Origin of the sequence: Streptococcus sp. Marseille-Q5855 (assembly GCF_946901985.1) — a bacterium.
Taxonomy (GTDB): Bacteria; Bacillota; Bacilli; order Lactobacillales; family Streptococcaceae; genus Streptococcus.
This window is the reverse complement of record NZ_CAMPPR010000006.1, coordinates 468,772-486,504: the sequence shown is the minus strand read 5'-3', so window position 1 is coordinate 486,504 and position 17,733 is coordinate 468,772. Positions and strand designations below refer to the sequence as shown.

Below are 17,733 nucleotides of genomic sequence, written 5' to 3'. Positions count from 1 at the left end.
AAAAGAGTATAATAAATTAAGCCAGTCTAAAATATGCATAAATATTTTAGGGGGGGCTTTTTATTTGTCCTTCCATTATATATTAACCGATAATTATCGGAAAAGGAGCAAAATGATATATGTTTTATAAAGGTAATGAAGATAGAGAAAAGCGCTTGCGGTTTTCGATTCGTAAGGTTAGTTTTGGTGCTGCTAGTGTTGCAGTAGCAGCCTTGTTCATGTTTCCAGGAAATGGGACAGTGTCTGCCACAGAGCAAGGTGTAACCCCAACTAATGAGGGAAGACAAGGCTCACCACTGAAAGACCCAGATGTCCAGAATGGAACCTACGGGGCGACTCCAGTAGTCAGTCAGTTGGATGGAAATTCTGGTAGCAGTGAGACTACTGCTCCGGAAGGTCAAGAAGAAACAACTACTCCAACACCTGCTGACTCAAGCTCAACATCAGTGGAGTCAGCTACTGCTTCAGCAACAGAAGAAGTAGAAGAAAAGGCTACATCTGACTTGGATAAAAAACAGCTGGAAGATTACGTAGCAGAAATTGATGCTAAATTAGCCTCAGGTAGCTATGCGACTAAGACAGATGAAAGTGTCGCAACCCTTAAAGAACATTTAGAATTAGCAAAACTTGCCCTAACAACAGCCAAAAGTCAAGACGAGTTGACGAAAGCCTATAGAAGACTCTTTATGACAGCGAGCAGCGGTTTACGTAGTAAGCCTAAAGCGCAAGTGGAAAGTCCTAAACTAGATACCACAGAAGGAAAAGCGACTGTCGGTAAGAAAGCCAACAATACTGAGAGAGCTACGGAAAGCAACTCTATCGCAAACTCAGGCAAACATGATTCACGTAATGGGCAAGCCCTAGATAGAAACAATCCATTCCGAACAGATGGGGCAACAACGGATACTGATCCAGATGCACACCAGACTTACACAGCACCAAGTGCGAATGCTAGTGTGGAGGAGTTGGTTAATGCCTTAAAAACTCTTCCAACGACGATAATTAATGAAACAAAACTTGCTTCTATCAATGAAGTTGGAAACCTTAAAGGTGTTCAGTCAGGAGGAGTTATAGATATAAGCGAATTTGGTGGCTGGAAAGCAGTAGAAGGAGGTAAATTTGGTTTAGCTAGAAAGACGGAAAAGGGAGTATTTCCTATTGAAACGGCGAATACTGTAAAAGTAAATTACGGACCTTATCGAACATATCTAGATGAAAGCTCGTTCGATCGTTCTCAAGAATATATCCTCCTCTTAGGAAAAGTAAGAACGGAAGCAAATAAGAGTGAAACAGTAAGCGACGGAAGTTCATATAGGGAAGTTGATAATGGAACTAATGGAAATAAAGGTAAAGGTCTAGCGAGCTTTAAAGGTATAGAAAAAACGTTTAAGGCATATTCAAAGTCAACAGGTTCTGGGGTGACAGTATCATTTAGAACTGGATTTACAGGGGATATTGATGGGAATAAAGCGCGTTATAAAGTGGAGGTTTTGACTAAGGATAGTGCAGGACAAACGAAGATTATTTATACCGAAACATTTGGACCATCTGATAATACAAATAGTGATAAGAAGACAGTGACGCCGGTTAATGCTGCAGGTATTAAATATTTTAATACCAATAGGACCCCCCAGCCTACTAGGGAGCAATTAAATGAAAAATTAAGTGAAGATGGCAATAAATCTAATTTGGGAATTAAATATGGGACATTTACAAGTAAGGGAGTAGTATTACCGGCAGATGTAACTGAATATACTGTTCGTATTAGTGCTGCTGATAGCAATAAATTAGGTATGGGTTATCAGGTGCCTTGGCAACATTACGCCTTACCTGTAACAGGACTGGAATTTAATATTACCCAAGATACTAAACAAGTAGCGAAGGCATTGTTGAAACAGGCTTATGATAAACTGCTTGAAGACCAACAAAAAGACGAACATAGAAAAACTGAAGACAGTGTCCGTGCTTACCAAGAAAAGTTAGCTAAAATTAAAGAATTATTAGCCTCGAATGAGTTGAAAAATAATTCTGAATATCTTTCTGTGTTAAAAAGTGCTGTTGATAGCAGAGATGACTTGAAAGCTCAAACCCCAAGCCAACCAACTGTGACAGCAGATGAGCCAACAGCTAGCGTATCTGTGAAACCAGTAGGAGAAGCGGATAAAGTTGAAATTGGTCTTATGACTGATGGTGGTGCGAAGAAACTGACAGCAAGTAAGGGTCAAGATGGCACATGGAGCTTAGACGAAACACCAGCAGGAGTCAGCATCAATGCTCAAACTGGTGAAGTTACAGTATCTCATACAGCTGTAGTGGCTGGTTCAAACGTTACTGCGAAATCTAAACAAGGCAATAGTGACTTGAGTGGAGAATCAAGCGTAGCGATTCCAGCGAAGACAGCCACCCCAAGCCAACCAACTGTGACAGCAGATGAGCCAACAGCTAGCGTATCTGTGAAACCAGTAGGAGAAGCGGATAAAGTTGAAATTGGTCTTACGACTGATGGTGGTGCGAAGAAACTGACAGCAAGTAAGGGTCAAGATGGCACATGGAGCTTAGACGAAACACCAGCAGGAGTCAGCATCAATGCTCAAACTGGTGAAGTTACAGTATCTCATACAGCTGTAGTGGCTGGTTCAAACGTTACTGCGAAATCTAAACAAGGCAATAGTGACTTGAGTGGAGAATCAAGCGTAGCGATTCCAGCGAAGACAGCCACCCCAAGCCAACCAACTGTGACAGCAGATGAGCCAACAGCTAGCGTATCTGTGAAACCAGTAGGAGAAGCGGATAAAGTTGAAATTGGTCTTACGACTGATGGTGGTGCGAAGAAACTGACAGCAAGTAAGGGTCAAGATGGCACATGGAGCTTAGACGAAACACCAGCAGGAGTCAGCATCAATGCTCAAACTGGTGAAGTTACAGTATCTCATACAGCTGTAGTGGCTGGTTCAAACGTTACTGCGAAATCTAAACAAGGCAATAGTGACTTGAGTGGAGAATCAAGCGTAGCGATTCCAGCGAAGACAGCCACCCCAAGCCAACCAACTGTGACAGCAGATGAGCCAACAGCTAGCGTATCTGTGAAACCAGTAGGAGAAGCGGATAAAGTTGAAATTGGTCTTACGACTGATGGTGGTGCGAAGAAACTGACAGCAAGTAAGGGTCAAGATGGCACATGGAGCTTAGACGAAACACCAGCAGGAGTCAGCATCAATGCTCAAACTGGTGAAGTTACAGTATCTCATACAGCTGTAGTGGCTGGTTCAAACGTTACTGCGAAATCTAAACAAGGCAATAGTGACTTGAGTGGAGAATCAAGCGTAGCGATTCCAGCGAAGACAGCCACCCCAAGCCAACCAACTGTGACAGCAGATGAGCCAACAGCTAGCGTATCTGTGAAACCAGTAGGAGAAGCGGATAAAGTTGAAATTGGTCTTACGACTGATGGTGGTGCGAAGAAACTGACAGCAAGTAAGGGTCAAGATGGCACATGGAGCTTAGACGAAACACCAGCAGGAGTCAGCATCAATGCTCAAACTGGTGAAGTTACAGTATCTCATACAGCTGTAGTGGCTGGTTCAAACGTTACTGCGAAATCTAAACAAGGCAATAGTGACTTGAGTGGAGAATCAAGCGTAGCGATTCCAGCGAAGACAGCCACCCCAAGCCAACCAACTGTGACAGCAGATGAGCCAACAGCTAGCGTATCTGTGAAACCAGTAGGAGAAGCGGATAAAGTTGAAATTGGTCTTACGACTGATGGTGGTGCGAAGAAACTGACAGCAAGTAAGGGTCAAGATGGCACATGGAGCTTAGACGAAACACCAGCAGGAGTCAGCATCAATGCTCAAACTGGTGAAGTTACAGTATCTCATACAGCTGTAGTGGCTGGTTCAAACGTTACTGCGAAATCTAAACAAGGCAATAGTGACTTGAGTGGAGAATCAAGCGTAGCGATTCCAGCGAAGACAGCCACCCCAAGCCAACCAACTGTGACAGCAGATGAGCCAACAGCTAGCGTATCTGTGAAACCAGTAGGAGAAGCGGATAAAGTTGAAATTGGTCTTACGACTGATGGTGGTGCGAAGAAACTGACAGCAAGTAAGGGTCAAGATGGCACATGGAGCTTAGACGAAACACCAGCAGGAGTCAGCATCAATGCTCAAACTGGTGAAGTTACAGTATCTCATACAGCTGTAGTGGCTGGTTCAAACGTTACTGCGAAATCTAAACAAGGCAATAGTGACTTGAGTGGAGAATCAAGCGTAGCGATTCCAGCGAAGACAGCCACCCCAAGCCAACCAACTGTGACAGCAGATGAGCCAACAGCTAGCGTATCTGTGAAACCAGTAGGAGAAGCGGATAAAGTTGAAATTGGTCTTACGACTGATGGTGGTGCGAAGAAACTGACAGCAAGTAAGGGTCAAGATGGCACATGGAGCTTAGACGAAACACCAGCAGGAGTCAGCATCAATGCTCAAACTGGTGAAGTTACAGTATCTCATACAGCTGTAGTGGCTGGTTCAAACGTTACTGCGAAATCTAAACAAGGCAATAGTGACTTGAGTGGAGAATCAAGCGTAGCGATTCCAGCGAAGACAGCCACCCCAAGCCAACCAACTGTGACAGCAGATGAGCCAACAGCTAGCGTATCTGTGAAACCAGTAGGAGAAGCGGATAAAGTTGAAATTGGTCTTACGACTGATGGTGGTGCGAAGAAACTGACAGCAAGTAAGGGTCAAGATGGCACATGGAGCTTAGACGAAACACCAGCAGGAGTCAGCATCAATGCTCAAACTGGTGAAGTTACAGTATCTCATACAGCTGTAGTGGCTGGTTCAAACGTTACTGCGAAATCTAAACAAGGCAATAGTGACTTGAGTGGAGAATCAAGCGTAGCGATTCCAGCGAAGACAGCCACCCCAAGCCAACCAACTGTGACAGCAGATGAGCCAACAGCTAGCGTATCTGTGAAACCAGTAGGAGAAGCGGATAAAGTTGAAATTGGTCTTACGACTGATGGTGGTGCGAAGAAACTGACAGCAAGTAAGGGTCAAGATGGCACATGGAGCTTAGACGAAACACCAGCAGGAGTCAGCATCAATGCTCAAACTGGTGAAGTTACAGTATCTCATACAGCTGTAGTGGCTGGTTCAAACGTTACTGCGAAATCTAAACAAGGCAATAGTGACTTGAGTGGAGAATCAAGCGTAGCGATTCCAGCGAAGACAGCCACCCCAAGCCAACCAACTGTGACAGCAGATGAGCCAACAGCTAGCGTATCTGTGAAACCAGTAGGAGAAGCGGATAAAGTTGAAATTGGTCTTACGACTGATGGTGGTGCGAAGAAACTGACAGCAAGTAAGGGTCAAGATGGCACATGGAGCTTAGACGAAACACCAGCAGGAGTCAGCATCAATGCTCAAACTGGTGAAGTTACAGTATCTCATACAGCTGTAGTGGCTGGTTCAAACGTTACTGCGAAATCTAAACAAGGCAATAGTGACTTGAGTGGAGAATCAAGCGTAGCGATTCCAGCGAAGACAGCCACCCCAAGCCAACCAACTGTGACAGCAGATGAGCCAACAGCTAGCGTATCTGTGAAACCAGTAGGAGAAGCGGATAAAGTTGAAATTGGTCTTACGACTGATGGTGGTGCGAAGAAACTGACAGCAAGTAAGGGTCAAGATGGCACATGGAGCTTAGACGAAACACCAGCAGGAGTCAGCATCAATGCTCAAACTGGTGAAGTTACAGTATCTCATACAGCTGTAGTGGCTGGTTCAAACGTTACTGCGAAATCTAAACAAGGCAATAGTGACTTGAGTGGTAAAGGTAGTGCGCAAATGCCTATATATAGACCGGCTCCACTTCCTCGTCCTATCCCAGTGCCAGACAATGGAAATACTAATAGTCTAGTACCTAGTGATTTAGATGGAAATCAACCTGGAAATGCTGGTGATGTGAACACTACAGAACCAGCAAGTCCTTCTGTTCCAATAAGTCCATCAGATAGTGGGCAAGCAAATTCTGGACAAGATGGACGAAGCACTGACAGTGGCTCAACAACCACTGCTCGTTCGTCTGTAGCTCCAGTGACAACTACGGAACCTGCTGTAAATACAGCGAATAGAGAAGACGATACTGTTCGTTCAGCAACTCAGGGTCAAGGAACTTTAGACAAGTCAGAACTAAGTAAGCAGGTTCAAACCTTAGAAAATCTTTTGAAATCGTTGATAGCTGTATCAAATCCTATTACAGATTCAGCACGTCTGGTTTTGGCAGAGGCTAAGAAAGATCTGGCAGATGATAGTTTGACAGAGCAAGGTTTACGCCATATCTTGCAAACAGTCAAAGATGCGATTGCTTCCCTAGAGTCCATTAAGGAAAGTCAGTCAGCAACGAAGGCTGGAGAACAAAAAGTTTCTGAGTCAGCACCAGAAGCAGATAAGCCTGTAGTCCCAACTCAAGTCCCAGTAGGGATTATTGCAGCAAGTATCCTAGTGCTTTTAGGTCTCCTCTTCTTCCTCCTAGCTCGTCGCAACAAAGAATCAGAACTCGAGAAATTAGCCAAGGAATTAAGTAAACTTCTTAAAGACTCAAACCTTGAAACAGTAGATAAGGATGTCCTTGAAAACTCTCAAGAAGAACTTCAAAATGCAGTTTCTTTCTTAGCAGATGAAAAAGGCTCTGAGCATACTGAAGCAGAGTTGATTGATAATCTTAAAGAGGTTATTGCTAAGTTGAAAGCAAACGCCTAATAACATATTAAAAATCTCCAGATTAGGAACTATCGCTGAGTTCCCTAGTCTGGAGATTTTTTAATATACCCCGTTGTTGGACGCTTATAACAGAGTGACGCCATCACTGGGCTAATAGAGATAAAATAAACAATTGATTTAGGACATTTGTTTGATAGTGGTGATAAAGTTTTAAATCTGCTACATAATTTGTGGAGTTTTTTCTATAATTAGGAGTTTAACCTAATCTGCAAATAGGAGTATACTAATAATGTAATCGTTATCAAAAGTCTAAAAAGGAATTTTTAGATGGATATCAAAATAAAAAGGGAGGAAATTATGAATAAGTTTTCAAAAACCTTGAGAGACAACTGGATCTTTCTCTTGATGGTTTTGCCAGGGGCACTCTGGTTGATTCTATTCTTCTACATTCCAGTATTTGGGAACGTGGTCGCCTTCAAAGACTACCACATGACCAGTAATGGTTTCATAGATAGTATCATAAATAGTAAATGGGTCGGACTCGATAATTTCAGATTCTTATTTAGTTCAAGAGACGCCTTTATTATCACACGAAATACTGTCCTCTACAATCTTGGCTTTATCTTTCTAGGTTTAGTTGTATCTGTAGGGATTGCCATTATTCTCAGTGAACTCCGTTCTAAGAGAATGGTGAAGATTTTCCAAACTTCTATGTTGTTCCCTTACTTCTTGTCTTGGGTTATCATCAGTTTCTTTACAGATGCCTTCCTAAATATTGATAAAGGGGTGTTCAACCATTTATTGGAAAGTCTTGGTCTCAAAGAAGTCAATTTCTATGCTGACTTGGGTATCTGGCCTTATCTCCTACTTTTCCTAGGTATTTGGAAAGGTTTTGGATATAGCAGTGTCATGTACTATGCGACAATCATGGGAATTGATCCAACCTACTACGAAGCAGCGACAGTGGACGGAGCCAGCAAATGGCAGCGCATTCGCAATGTCACCATTCCGCAGTTGACACCGCTGGTAACTGTATTGACCATCCTTGCAGTCGGAAATATCTTCCGTGCAGACTTCGGTCTCTTCTACCAAATCCCTCACAATGCTGGTCAGCTTTATAACGTAACCAACGTCTTGGACGTATATGTTTATAATGGTTTGACCCAGACAGCGGATATTGGGATGGCTTCAGCAGCAGGTCTCTACCAATCAGTAGTCGGCTTGATTCTGGTGGTTCTATCAAACTTACTTGCAAGACGAGTTGATCCAAACTCAGCTTTGTTCTAAAAGGAGGAGAATATGGCAGAAAAGAAAATTAAAAAAGAAAAAATTGATAATGTCGGCATTCACTCCTTCAGTAAGAAAGCAGATATCTTCTTCAGTATCATTTCGGGTTTGATTGCCCTCTCTTGTATCCTACCCTTCGTATTCGTTATCATTATTTCAGTGACGGACGAGAAAAGCCTCCTCCAATACGGCTACAGCTTCTTCCCATCCCAATTTGGATTAGACGGTTTTGAGTTCTTGGCACAGTTTAAGGATAAAATCCTACAAGCCCTCTTCATTTCTGTCTTTGTAACCGTAGTTGGGACATTTACAAATGTCTTTATCACAACAACCTATGCCTACGCTATTTCACGGACAACCTTTAAGTATCGCAGATTCTTTACCATCTTCGTTCTGCTCAGTATGTTGTTCAACGCTGGTTTGGTACCAGGTTATATCATGGTGACTCGTGTCCTTCAGCTTGGTGATACTGTTTGGGCCTTGATTGTTCCAATGCTTCTCTCACCCTTTAACATCATCTTGATGCGTTCCTTCTTCAAGAAGACCATTCCAGAAGCCATTCTAGAATCAGCTCGTATCGATGGTGCCAGTGAGGCTCGGATTTTCTTCCAAATCTGTTTGCCATTGTCACTACCAGGTATCGCAACCATCACGCTTTTGACAGCACTTGGTTTCTGGAATGACTGGTTCAACGCCCTTCTTTACATCAAGAGTGACAACTTGTATCCATTGCAATATTTGCTTATGCAAATCCAACAAAATATGGACTACATTGCCAAAGCGGTCGGCTTGACTGGTCAACTGGGAGTTGCTCTACCGAAAGAAACAGGTCGTATGGCCATGGTTGTGGTTGCAACCCTTCCAATCGCGATTTTGTATCCATTCTTCCAACGCTACTTTGTAAAAGGTTTGACTATCGGTGGTGTGAAAGAATAGTGCTTATTGAGAAAGAACATTTCTCAGTTCCCAACTTCCCTTGCGTGAAGTTAAGATCATTACATTGTTTATAAGTTTAAAAATAAAAAAAGGAGTTTTTATCATGAAAAACTGGAAAAAATATGCTTTTGCATCTGCTAGTGTAGTCGCTTTGGCTGCAGGTCTTGCTGCTTGTGGAAATTTGACAGGTAACAGCAAAAAAGCTGCTGATTCAGGTGACAAACCTGTTATCAAAATGTACCAAATCGGTGACAAACCAGACAACTTGGATGAATTGTTAGCAAATGCCAACAAAATCATCGAAGAAAAAGTTGGTGCCAAATTAGATATCCAATACCTTGGCTGGGGTGACTATGGTAAGAAAATGTCAGTTATCACATCATCTGGTGAAAACTATGATATTGCCTTTGCAGATAACTACATTGTAAATGCTCAAAAAGGTGCTTACGCTGACTTGACAGAATTGTACAAAAAAGAAGGTAAAGACCTTTACAAAGCACTTGACCCAGCCTACATCAAAGGTAATACTGTAAACGGTAAAATTTACGCTGTTCCAGTTGCAGCCAACGTTGCATCATCTCAAAACTTTGCCTTCAACGGAACTCTCCTTGCCAAATATGGTATCGATATTTCAGGTGTTACTTCTTACGAAACTCTTGAGCCAGTCTTGAAACAAATCAAAGAAAAAGCTCCAGACGTAGTACCATTTGCCATTGGTAAAGTTTTCATCCCATCTGATAACTTTGACTACCCAGTAGCAAACGGGCTTCCATTCGTTATTGACCTTGAAGGCGATACTACTAAAGTTGTAAACCGTTACGAAGTGCCTCGTTTCAAAGAACACTTGAAGACTCTTCACAAATTCTATGAAGCTGGCTACATTCCAAAAGATGTCGCAACAAGCGATACTTCATTTGATCTTCAACAAGATACTTGGTTCGTTCGTGAAGAAACAGTAGGACCAGCTGACTACGGTAACAGCTTGCTTTCACGTGTTGCCAACAAAGATATCCAAATCAAACCAATTACTAACTTCATCAAGAAAAACCAAACAACACAAGTTGCTAACTTTGTCATCTCAAACAACTCTAAGAACAAAGAAAAATCAATGGAAGTGTTGAACCTCTTGAATACGAACCCAGAACTCTTGAACGGTCTTGTTTACGGTCCAGAAGGCAAGAACTGGGAAAAAATTGAAGGTAAAGAAAACCGTGTTCGCGTTCTTGATGGCTACAAAGGAAACACTCACATGGGTGGATGGAACACTGGTAACAACTGGATCCTTTACATCAACGAAAACGTTACAGACCAACAAATCGAAAATTCTAAGAAAGAATTGGCAGAAGCTAAAGAATCTCCAGCGCTTGGATTTATCTTTAATACTGACAATGTGAAATCTGAAATCTCAGCTATTGCTAACACAATGCAACAATTTGATACAGCTATCAACACTGGTACTGTAGCCCCAGATAAAGCTATTCCAGAATTGATGGAAAAATTGAAATCTGAAGGTGCCTACGAAAAAGTATTGAACGAAATGCAAAAACAATACGACGAATTTTTGAAAAACAAAAAATAATCAGCTAAATTGATTTCGTGTATTCATTCCTAACTCCTAAAATAAGAATCACTGCTTTCCTCAGGCCTATCTGGGGGAGGCAGTGGTTTTTTGAAAGTTTTTGAAGCCATGTATGCTGAGGAAATGTATAAAGACTATCAAACCTAATTTATTTCAGGTTGTTATAAATACTATCTAAATATGAGTGAATTTCTTGTTGTATAGATTGTAAAGAATGATTTCTAGCTGTATCAATGACACCGAATATTCTGTAATGATTACGGAAAAGTTTATCATAATCAATGTAACTTCCTATGATAATAATGTTGGCAAATTCAGAACGGAGTCGCATATCTTCTATATAAGAATACATTGTATCTGAAGATAAAAACATTGATTTTATGATAAAATAGGTAGTAGTGTTATAGGAATAGATGATACGCCTAGAAGCTATAATTCTCGTTTTTGTTGATAAGTTTTCTTTAATATAAGAATTGATGTCACTTGTGATGATATATCCTAATAATGAAAAATGTAGAATTTGAATGGTATCCATATTTCTCCTCTTACTCTATCATATCAAAAATATCCGATAGAAGATGTCGAAATCTTAGATTGTATAACTGTTAGCATGAAATGTTGAAAAATAACCATTTATGATAACTCAGATACCTTTTAAGATTTTTTCCATCATAGGATACTAGTTTTGATATGATATAGGAGAGTAAGGAGGAAAAATATGCAAGAATATATTTTAAGCCAAGGTAGAGCAGTTGTTAAAGTGCCTCATTCTAAGGTTTACTATGTGACAACACATCCTACGAAGGCACATGCTGTTATTTTTATTACAGCTGATGGAGTATTTGAGAAGTATATGAGCCTAGCTAGAGTTGAGGAAATGAGTCTGGGTAAATTGTTCAGGTGTCATAGAAAGTTTCTTGTTAACTTATCCAAAGTAATAGGATTGAAGTATGAAACGAAGACTATTTTATTTATGGATGAAAGAGTATCAGATATTATCTGCTCTAGAAGATATTTTAAAACTGTAAAAGAAAGATGGTTAAATACTAAAGGAGACGAGAAATGAATATCTTTATATTAGAGGATGATTTTATACAGCAGACTAGGATGGAAAATCTGGTGTATGATATTTTAGAGAAGAATTGTTGGGAAGTAAAGCACTGTGGTGTTTATGGTAAACCGAATCAATTGTTAGAAGATATGATGGAACGTGGAGGTCATCAACTTTTCTTTTTGGATATTGAAATTAAAAACGATGTTAGAAAAGGGTTAGATATTGCTTTGGAAATCAGAGATAGAGATCCAAATGCAGTCATTGTTTTTGTAACAACTCATTCAGAATTTATGCCTGTTAGTTTTCAATATCAAGTATCAGCTTTAGATTTTATTGATAAGGAATTACCTGAAAGCTCTTTTAAGGAACGTGTGGAAAAGGCAATCGCTTATGTTCACAAGAATAAACATCAACTAATGACTGAAGATTCTTTTGTGTTTACAAATTCTAAAGCACTCGTTCAGGTTCCATTTTCGGATTTGCTTTATATAGAAACGTCAATGATTCCTCATAAGCTAGTTCTTTATTCTATGAGAGAAAGAATAGAGTTTTACGGTAAAATTTCTGATATATTGAAGCAAGAACCAAGATTGGTTCAGTGTCATCGCTCTTTTATTGTGAATCCTTATAATATCTCTTCAATAGATAAGGAAGAAAAACTAGTCTATTTGAAGAACGGGTCAAGTTGCCTAGTATCTAGGTTAAAAATGAGGGAATTGCTGAATATAGTTAAAGATTTACATGATAGTAAGGAGTAGTAAATGTCTTTTGTGTTAGTATCTTTGAATTTTTACATACTTTTATTTCTTCATGCAAAAATTTATGGCTATCAATTGACTATAAAGAGATCTTTAGAGTTATTGCTTTTCTATTTTTTATTAGAGTTTTTACTTTTAATCTTGATTAAGACGTTCTATATCCCTGTTGTTATTACAGTACTAGATTATCCCATCTTTTTTATTATCTACACATTTTTGTTGGATAAAAAGAAGTACAGTCTGATATTGACACTTTTTTATGCTCTGTTTCCTATCACATTTTGGTCGATTATCTATGATTTCTTTGTTGATTTTATTATTCCTAATTTTGCTAGTTTAACAGACATATATGTTTATTACGATGCTACCATTTTCTCAATTTTAGCAAGTCTCCTATCTTTGCTTATAATAAAAGTTTTTCAGTATGATTTTAGCTATCTAAGAAGTAAAGTGTTGGATAAACATTTAGCTCAAATAATGAGGATTGCTAATGCTGCAATGTTGGGTTATTTTATCCTTATTCCTTTTATTGGTTACATTAAAAACAGCCTGAATTTATCTGTAAATCATTATCAAGGAGCTATAACTGCAATCTATTTCTTTTTATTTATCTATTTTGTCAATATACTGGACAGAAATGTACGTGAGGAATTGCAAAAAGATTTAGTACTTCAAAAAGAGATTCAACTTCAAAATCTTAAGAGCTATAGTAAACAAGTAGAAGGACTTTATCAAGAGGTTAGAAGCTTTAGGCATGATTATGCAAATATCTTAACAAGTTTAAAGATAGGGATAGACCGAAAAGATATTGATTTAGTTGCTCAAATTTATGACAGTGTCTTGAAAGACTCAGGGAAAAATTTAAAAGATACAAAATTTGATGTAGTGAGATTGAGAAATATAGAGGATTTATCCTTGAAGAGTTTATTAATCTCAAAATTATCCGAGGCTCAGAGTTTACTAGTGCCAGTTTCTTTGGAAATAGAAAAACCAATCGTTATCAAAAAGATTGAGGAAATTGATTTTTTAACAGTTGTTTCTATATTGTTAGATAACGCGATAGAGGCCGCTGCAAGCGCCACTGTCGAGGAACCTCTAAGTGTTTGTTTTTTTGAAGATATGAGAAATAATAAGCAAGTTTTAATTATCCAAAATCCGACCCTAGATAGAGAGATTGATGTTACAAAAATATTTGAGAGAGGAATGTCGTCTAAAGGGCAGAATAGAGGAGTTGGTTTGTCTAATGTTAATAGTATTTTGACAAAATACCCAAATATCATTCTAAAAACTACAAGTTCTAATTTTAGATTTAAACAAGTCTTAGAGATAGAAGTATAGGTGGGGATGGGTGACTTGTATCTTCTATAATCTTTTCATGATAAAACGCATAGTATCAGTCATTTTGAAATCTGATATTATGCGTTTTTATAATTCTATAGATTTTTTATGGTTTGAAAGTAGTCCGTAATTTTAATGGTGTTATTATAGTTTCATATAGCTCTTCCCACAATCCTCCACCTGTAATCTGGTTGAGTTCAGTAGTTGTTAGTTTTTGAAATGAAGTTAGGTTTTGTTTCTTATCCATGTTATGATTCTCCTTTTTGATAAGATAATAAATAGTTATAGAGTGTTATCTGAAAATTAATCAGAATGGGTTAAAATTTTATCTTTGAAATAATCAAAATATGTTTTCTTTGCAGTTACACTAGTGACGCGACCTTGTAAGCCATATTGGATAAGTTTACTATCCTCATTAGATAGTTTTGCAAGAGCGCTTAATTTAAAGAGATTTCCTTGCTCTGTTCTGGTAGGAGTTTGGTCAATTGTCTGAAGTTGGCCGATGATGGTAATGCCGTGATTTCCAATCTTCTCCAGTTTTAATCTTACAGTTTGTCCTTTATCTAGTAGAGGTAGATAGTCAGAAGATACGTAGTAAGTGATTAGTACTTCTCTTGTATCTGTGATGACAGGGAATATTTGAGCAATTTCTGTACCAGTTGGAATTCTATTTTTACCTTCAAATTCGCTGTTCAGATGAACGATACCTTTATTTGGGGCGGTTAAGGTATTGTTTTCTAAGCGCTGTGTCGCTTGATCTAGCTGTACTTTTAATTCTGTTAATTGGTTCTCCACGGTTAGTTGTTGCTGAGAAGCTGTCTGTAAAAACTGAGTGCGGAGTACTTCAATTTTGGTTGCTAAACTATTATCATAAGTTGCTACACTTCCGATACCAGCTTGCTGAATTTTGAGGCTTGCGATAGATGATTCAAGACCTGCAATACTTTGATTAATTTGAGATAAAAATGGCTCCTCTGCAGTTCCTTGTGTTTGTCCTTGTGAGGCTACAAGATAACGATTCAAAATTGACTGGTGCGGATTGCCAGTTGGTAAGCGAGCCCTTTTATTTATGATAGTATCTCTCAATTCTCGATATTCTCCAATTTGTTGTTGAACTTTTGTAATTTCTTGTTCGATGGCTGATGAACTGCTATTGGCAAGATTAGCTTGATTTGAAACCTCAGTGTTAGTCTTTGTGATACCCAGTTCAATATCATGAGCTTGTTTAGTAAAATTCCTAAAGGTATTATGGTAGCCAAATTCATCCTCGCCAGAAAAAAGATCAGTCGCTTTTTCTAAGCTTTGTTTCAAAATTCCAAGTCCTTCTTTTTGCTTCTCAAGTCTTTGTAATTGAGTTTCTAAGGCAGTTTTCTGACTTTCTTCCATTGTTTCAGAGTATTTGATGAGTAAGTCACCTTTTTCAACTACTTGATTTGCCACTAAATGATTAGCAAGGATAGGATTATCACTGGTTGACTGAATGGATGCAATGACACTTGTAGGGGCGATTTCTCCTTGGGAAGTAACAGTAATTTCTTTTGTGGCAACAAGGGAGAAAATCAAGATGAAAGTAAACAGTAATGAAAGAGGTATAATTAACACTGTCGCATAGTTATGGTAACGTCTCTGATAAAACTCGACGCTTCTAAAAAGATTAGGATTCATGACATTCTCCTTATTTATTGAATAGATGATGGTAGAAGCCTTGCGCCTGCATTAACTCTTGGTGACTACCCACTTCAATGATTTTCCCCTGGTCAAGAACAATGACACGGTTGGTTCGTTCGGCTATACTGAGACGATGGGCTACAAAGAGAATGGTTTTATCAGTTAGGGACATAAGATTATCTATAACCTTTTTCTCAGTCAAGACATCAAGACCGCTAGTAGCTTCATCTAGTATTAGAACAGGAGCTTTAGTTAAAAGAGCACGAGCGAGGGCTATTCGTTGCTTTTGTCCTCCTGATAGACCAGCTCCATCAGAGAGCTGAGTTTGATAGCCCATAGGCATTCTTTCAATGTCTTGACGAATTTCAGCTAATTCGCAAGCTTTTAGAATATCTTCTTGGCTAATCATATGATTACCACCCAAGGTTAAGTTTTCCAAGATAGAGCCATTAAAGATATAGGCTTGTTGAGGTAGGTAATTGATATGACGGCGCAAGACTTTTTTATCAATGTTTTTAATATCCTGATGATTGATGGAAATATGTCCTTTGTAAGGTTCAAAGAAATTGACAATCATTTTGGCTAGAGTCGTTTTACCAGAACCACTAACTCCAACTAAGCTAACCTTATCTCCTTGTTTAATCGTGAGATTAATATCTGTTAAGGTATCTCGTCCAAAACCATACTTATAAGAAAGGTCATCAAATTCAATATCGCCCATCAAAAAATGTGAATGAACAGGGTTTTCTTGAACTTGAAATTCCGATTCGACTAAATAGACTTCGTTCAAACGGTTATTAGCGACCTTCGCAGATTGGAGTTTGGTTTGGAGGTTGATAATATTTTCCATAGGAGTTGTAAAGTAAGAAAGAAGTGTGTTAAAGGTAATCAGCTGACCGATAGAAATTTTACTCAATATGACTAATTGAGCGCCAAACCATAGGATAAGGATATTCAGAACTAATTTTGTTCCCTGCTTTAAACTCGTTTGTAAAATAGAATATTTACTGAGCTTAAAGGATTTTTCCAAATAATCTACAAATTCGCTGTCTATATTTTGATAGCGATTTTCTTCACTTGTGAGCGACTTTATAGTTTCAATCCCGTTGATATCTTCGATAATGGCAGAGCTAACCATAGAATTACTTTGCATGACATCATGGTTCATTTTTTCGAAAGGCTTCATAAAAGAAAAGATGATGAACATGTATATAGGAATAGAAATAAGAGAAAGAAGGAAGAGATTAGGGTTTTGTGCCAGTAAGACTCCCCCTACAAGAATCAGAATAGAAACATCCAGGAAAAGAGAAAGAATGGTAGAAGCCAAGGCATCTATAATAGAGTTAGCATCTGTGAACCGTGAAATGATTTCTCCTGTACGACGTGTCGCAAAGAAAGACATAGGAAGTTCAAAAATATGGCGAATATAGGATAAAATCACATCAATGCTTAATCTCTGGCTCAGAACGGTTAGGAGATAATCTCTGGAGAAGCTCATGACTTGTTGGAGGATATAGGTGATAACCAGACCAACTGAGATGATTCCTAAAGTTGATTTCATCTGATTTGGGATGTATTCATCTAAGATTCCTTGGAGATAATAAGAACCACCTATATTGATAATAGTGACCAATAAGCTTGAGAGAACAATGTAAGCAATGAGAGATTTTTGTTTGAAAATCAGAGGAAGGAAGCTTAGTAGACCATTCTTTTTATCTTTATGGGGTTGATAGCTGGGTTTGGGAGCTAGAAAAATAGCTACTCCAGTCCATTCAGAGAAAAAGCGTTCTTTTGACATTTTAGTGATTTTTACAGAAGGGTCAGGATCACCAATAATCAGATAGTCTTTCTTTGTTTGATAGACAACATAGTAATGTTGGAGTTTTCCTTCTTTGTTAACGTGAACGATAAATGGATAGGGGACATCACTCATGTCAAAGAGCGTTTTATCTGCTTGAACCGGTCTTGTTTCAAAGCCCATTTCATCAGCGGCTTTTACAATGCCAAGGGCAGTCGTTCCTTCTTTATTGGTCTTTGCAAGTTCTCTCAAGTGAGCTAGAGAAAAATCTGAACCATAGAATTTAGCAATCGAGGCTAAGGCAGCAACACCGCAGTCTCTCGCATCTATTTGAGGAACAAATGTACGTTTATAAGAAGTCATTGGCAATTCCTTTCATATAGTAGATAGGTATATTATGCCAAACTTTACTAAAAAACTTCTTGCTAAATCGTAAACGGTATTTATATTGTCATGAACAGTAATTTTTATTAAGTAAGATGAACCATTGATTTTTATAGTTGACGATAGTATATATTAGTTTTGGTCTTTGATAAAATTTATGAAAAACATTTCGTGATGAAAAAAAGACATTTTATGATTTTAAAGAA

At 38.7% G+C, this 17,733-nt stretch carries 11 protein-coding genes; 7 read left to right on the top strand and 4 right to left on the bottom strand.

Annotation, left to right across the window (positions count from 1 at the left end; genetic code table 11):
- The first annotated feature begins 119 nt into the window (after positions 1-119).
- The 4 genes from OC529_RS08865 (at position 120) to OC529_RS08850 (ending at position 10,527) form a co-directional block, all read left to right on the top strand.
- The gene (locus tag OC529_RS08865; protein WP_262082055.1) at positions 120-6,764 is read left to right on the top strand and encodes a YSIRK-type signal peptide-containing protein; all 6,645 of its coding nucleotides are present in this window, start codon (positions 120-122) and stop codon (positions 6,762-6,764) included.
- A gap of 318 nt (positions 6,765-7,082) precedes the next feature.
- Positions 7,083-8,012, top strand: coding sequence for an ABC transporter permease (locus tag OC529_RS08860; RefSeq protein WP_007284784.1), 930 nt, complete (start codon positions 7,083-7,085; stop codon positions 8,010-8,012).
- A 12-nt stretch (positions 8,013-8,024) separates the two neighbouring features.
- The gene (locus tag OC529_RS08855; protein ID WP_000818348.1) at positions 8,025-8,948 is read left to right on the top strand and encodes a carbohydrate ABC transporter permease; all 924 of its coding nucleotides are present in this window, start codon (positions 8,025-8,027) and stop codon (positions 8,946-8,948) included.
- Between the two features lie 103 nt (positions 8,949-9,051).
- Entirely contained in the window at positions 9,052-10,527 is a 1,476-nt protein-coding gene (locus OC529_RS08850; RefSeq protein ID WP_000800410.1) for an ABC transporter substrate-binding protein, read from the top strand.
- A 148-nt stretch (positions 10,528-10,675) separates the two neighbouring features.
- On the opposite strand, the gene OC529_RS08845 is transcribed toward OC529_RS08850, so the two are convergent.
- Positions 10,676-11,062 (bottom strand): hypothetical protein, encoded by a 387-nt coding sequence (locus OC529_RS08845; protein WP_240149763.1) that lies wholly within the window; start codon positions 11,060-11,062, stop codon positions 10,676-10,678.
- A gap of 183 nt (positions 11,063-11,245) precedes the next feature.
- Between OC529_RS08845 and OC529_RS08840 the strand changes: the two genes are divergently transcribed.
- The 3 genes from OC529_RS08840 to OC529_RS08830 are packed head-to-tail and all read left to right on the top strand — an operon-like array spanning position 11,246 to position 13,677.
- Positions 11,246-11,593 (top strand): LytTR family DNA-binding domain-containing protein, encoded by a 348-nt coding sequence (locus OC529_RS08840; RefSeq protein ID WP_112444768.1) that lies wholly within the window; start codon positions 11,246-11,248, stop codon positions 11,591-11,593.
- A complete protein-coding gene (locus OC529_RS08835) occupies positions 11,590-12,339 on the top strand; it encodes a response regulator transcription factor (protein ID WP_262080016.1) in 750 nt (249 codons plus the stop codon). Before OC529_RS08840 ends, OC529_RS08835 begins: the two co-directional genes overlap by 4 nt.
- Before the next feature lie 3 nt (positions 12,340-12,342).
- Positions 12,343-13,677 carry a sensor histidine kinase gene (locus tag OC529_RS08830; protein WP_173303112.1) on the top strand — a complete coding sequence of 445 codons (1,335 nt, stop codon included), beginning with the start codon at positions 12,343-12,345 and terminating at the stop codon, positions 13,675-13,677.
- Positions 13,678-13,783: 106 nt separating this feature from the next.
- Here OC529_RS08830 and blpC read toward each other — a convergent pair whose 3' ends face one another.
- Genes blpC through blpA form a run of 3 tightly spaced genes read right to left on the bottom strand, consistent with a single transcriptional unit; the run spans position 13,784 to position 17,506 of the window.
- The gene (blpC, locus tag OC529_RS08825) at positions 13,784-13,924 is read right to left on the bottom strand and encodes a quorum-sensing system pheromone BlpC (RefSeq protein WP_262081967.1); all 141 of its coding nucleotides are present in this window, start codon (positions 13,922-13,924) and stop codon (positions 13,784-13,786) included.
- 56 nt (positions 13,925-13,980) lie between these two features.
- Positions 13,981-15,342, bottom strand: a complete 1,362-nt coding sequence (locus OC529_RS08820; protein ID WP_262081966.1) for a bacteriocin secretion accessory protein — start codon at positions 15,340-15,342, stop codon at positions 13,981-13,983.
- Between the two features lie 10 nt (positions 15,343-15,352).
- Positions 15,353-17,506, bottom strand: coding sequence for a peptide cleavage/export ABC transporter BlpA (gene blpA / locus OC529_RS08815; protein WP_262081820.1), 2,154 nt, complete (start codon positions 17,504-17,506; stop codon positions 15,353-15,355).
- Between the last annotated feature and the right edge of the window lie 227 nt (positions 17,507-17,733).

Coding starts and splice junctions, on each gene's coding strand:
- OC529_RS08865 (WP_262082055.1), top strand. CDS start 120: ATGTTTTATAAAGGTAATGAAGATAGAGAAAAGCGCTTGCGGTTTTCG.
- OC529_RS08860 (WP_007284784.1), top strand. CDS start 7,083: ATGAATAAGTTTTCAAAAACCTTGAGAGACAACTGGATCTTTCTCTTG.
- OC529_RS08855 (WP_000818348.1), top strand. CDS start 8,025: ATGGCAGAAAAGAAAATTAAAAAAGAAAAAATTGATAATGTCGGCATT.
- OC529_RS08850 (WP_000800410.1), top strand. CDS start 9,052: ATGAAAAACTGGAAAAAATATGCTTTTGCATCTGCTAGTGTAGTCGCT.
- OC529_RS08845 (WP_240149763.1), bottom strand. CDS start 11,062: ATGGATACCATTCAAATTCTACATTTTTCATTATTAGGATATATCATC.
- OC529_RS08840 (WP_112444768.1), top strand. CDS start 11,246: ATGCAAGAATATATTTTAAGCCAAGGTAGAGCAGTTGTTAAAGTGCCT.
- OC529_RS08835 (WP_262080016.1), top strand. CDS start 11,590: ATGAATATCTTTATATTAGAGGATGATTTTATACAGCAGACTAGGATG.
- OC529_RS08830 (WP_173303112.1), top strand. CDS start 12,343: ATGTCTTTTGTGTTAGTATCTTTGAATTTTTACATACTTTTATTTCTT.
- blpC (WP_262081967.1), bottom strand. CDS start 13,924: ATGGATAAGAAACAAAACCTAACTTCATTTCAAAAACTAACAACTACT.
- OC529_RS08820 (WP_262081966.1), bottom strand. CDS start 15,342: ATGAATCCTAATCTTTTTAGAAGCGTCGAGTTTTATCAGAGACGTTAC.
- blpA (WP_262081820.1), bottom strand. CDS start 17,506: ATGACTTCTTATAAACGTACATTTGTTCCTCAAATAGATGCGAGAGAC.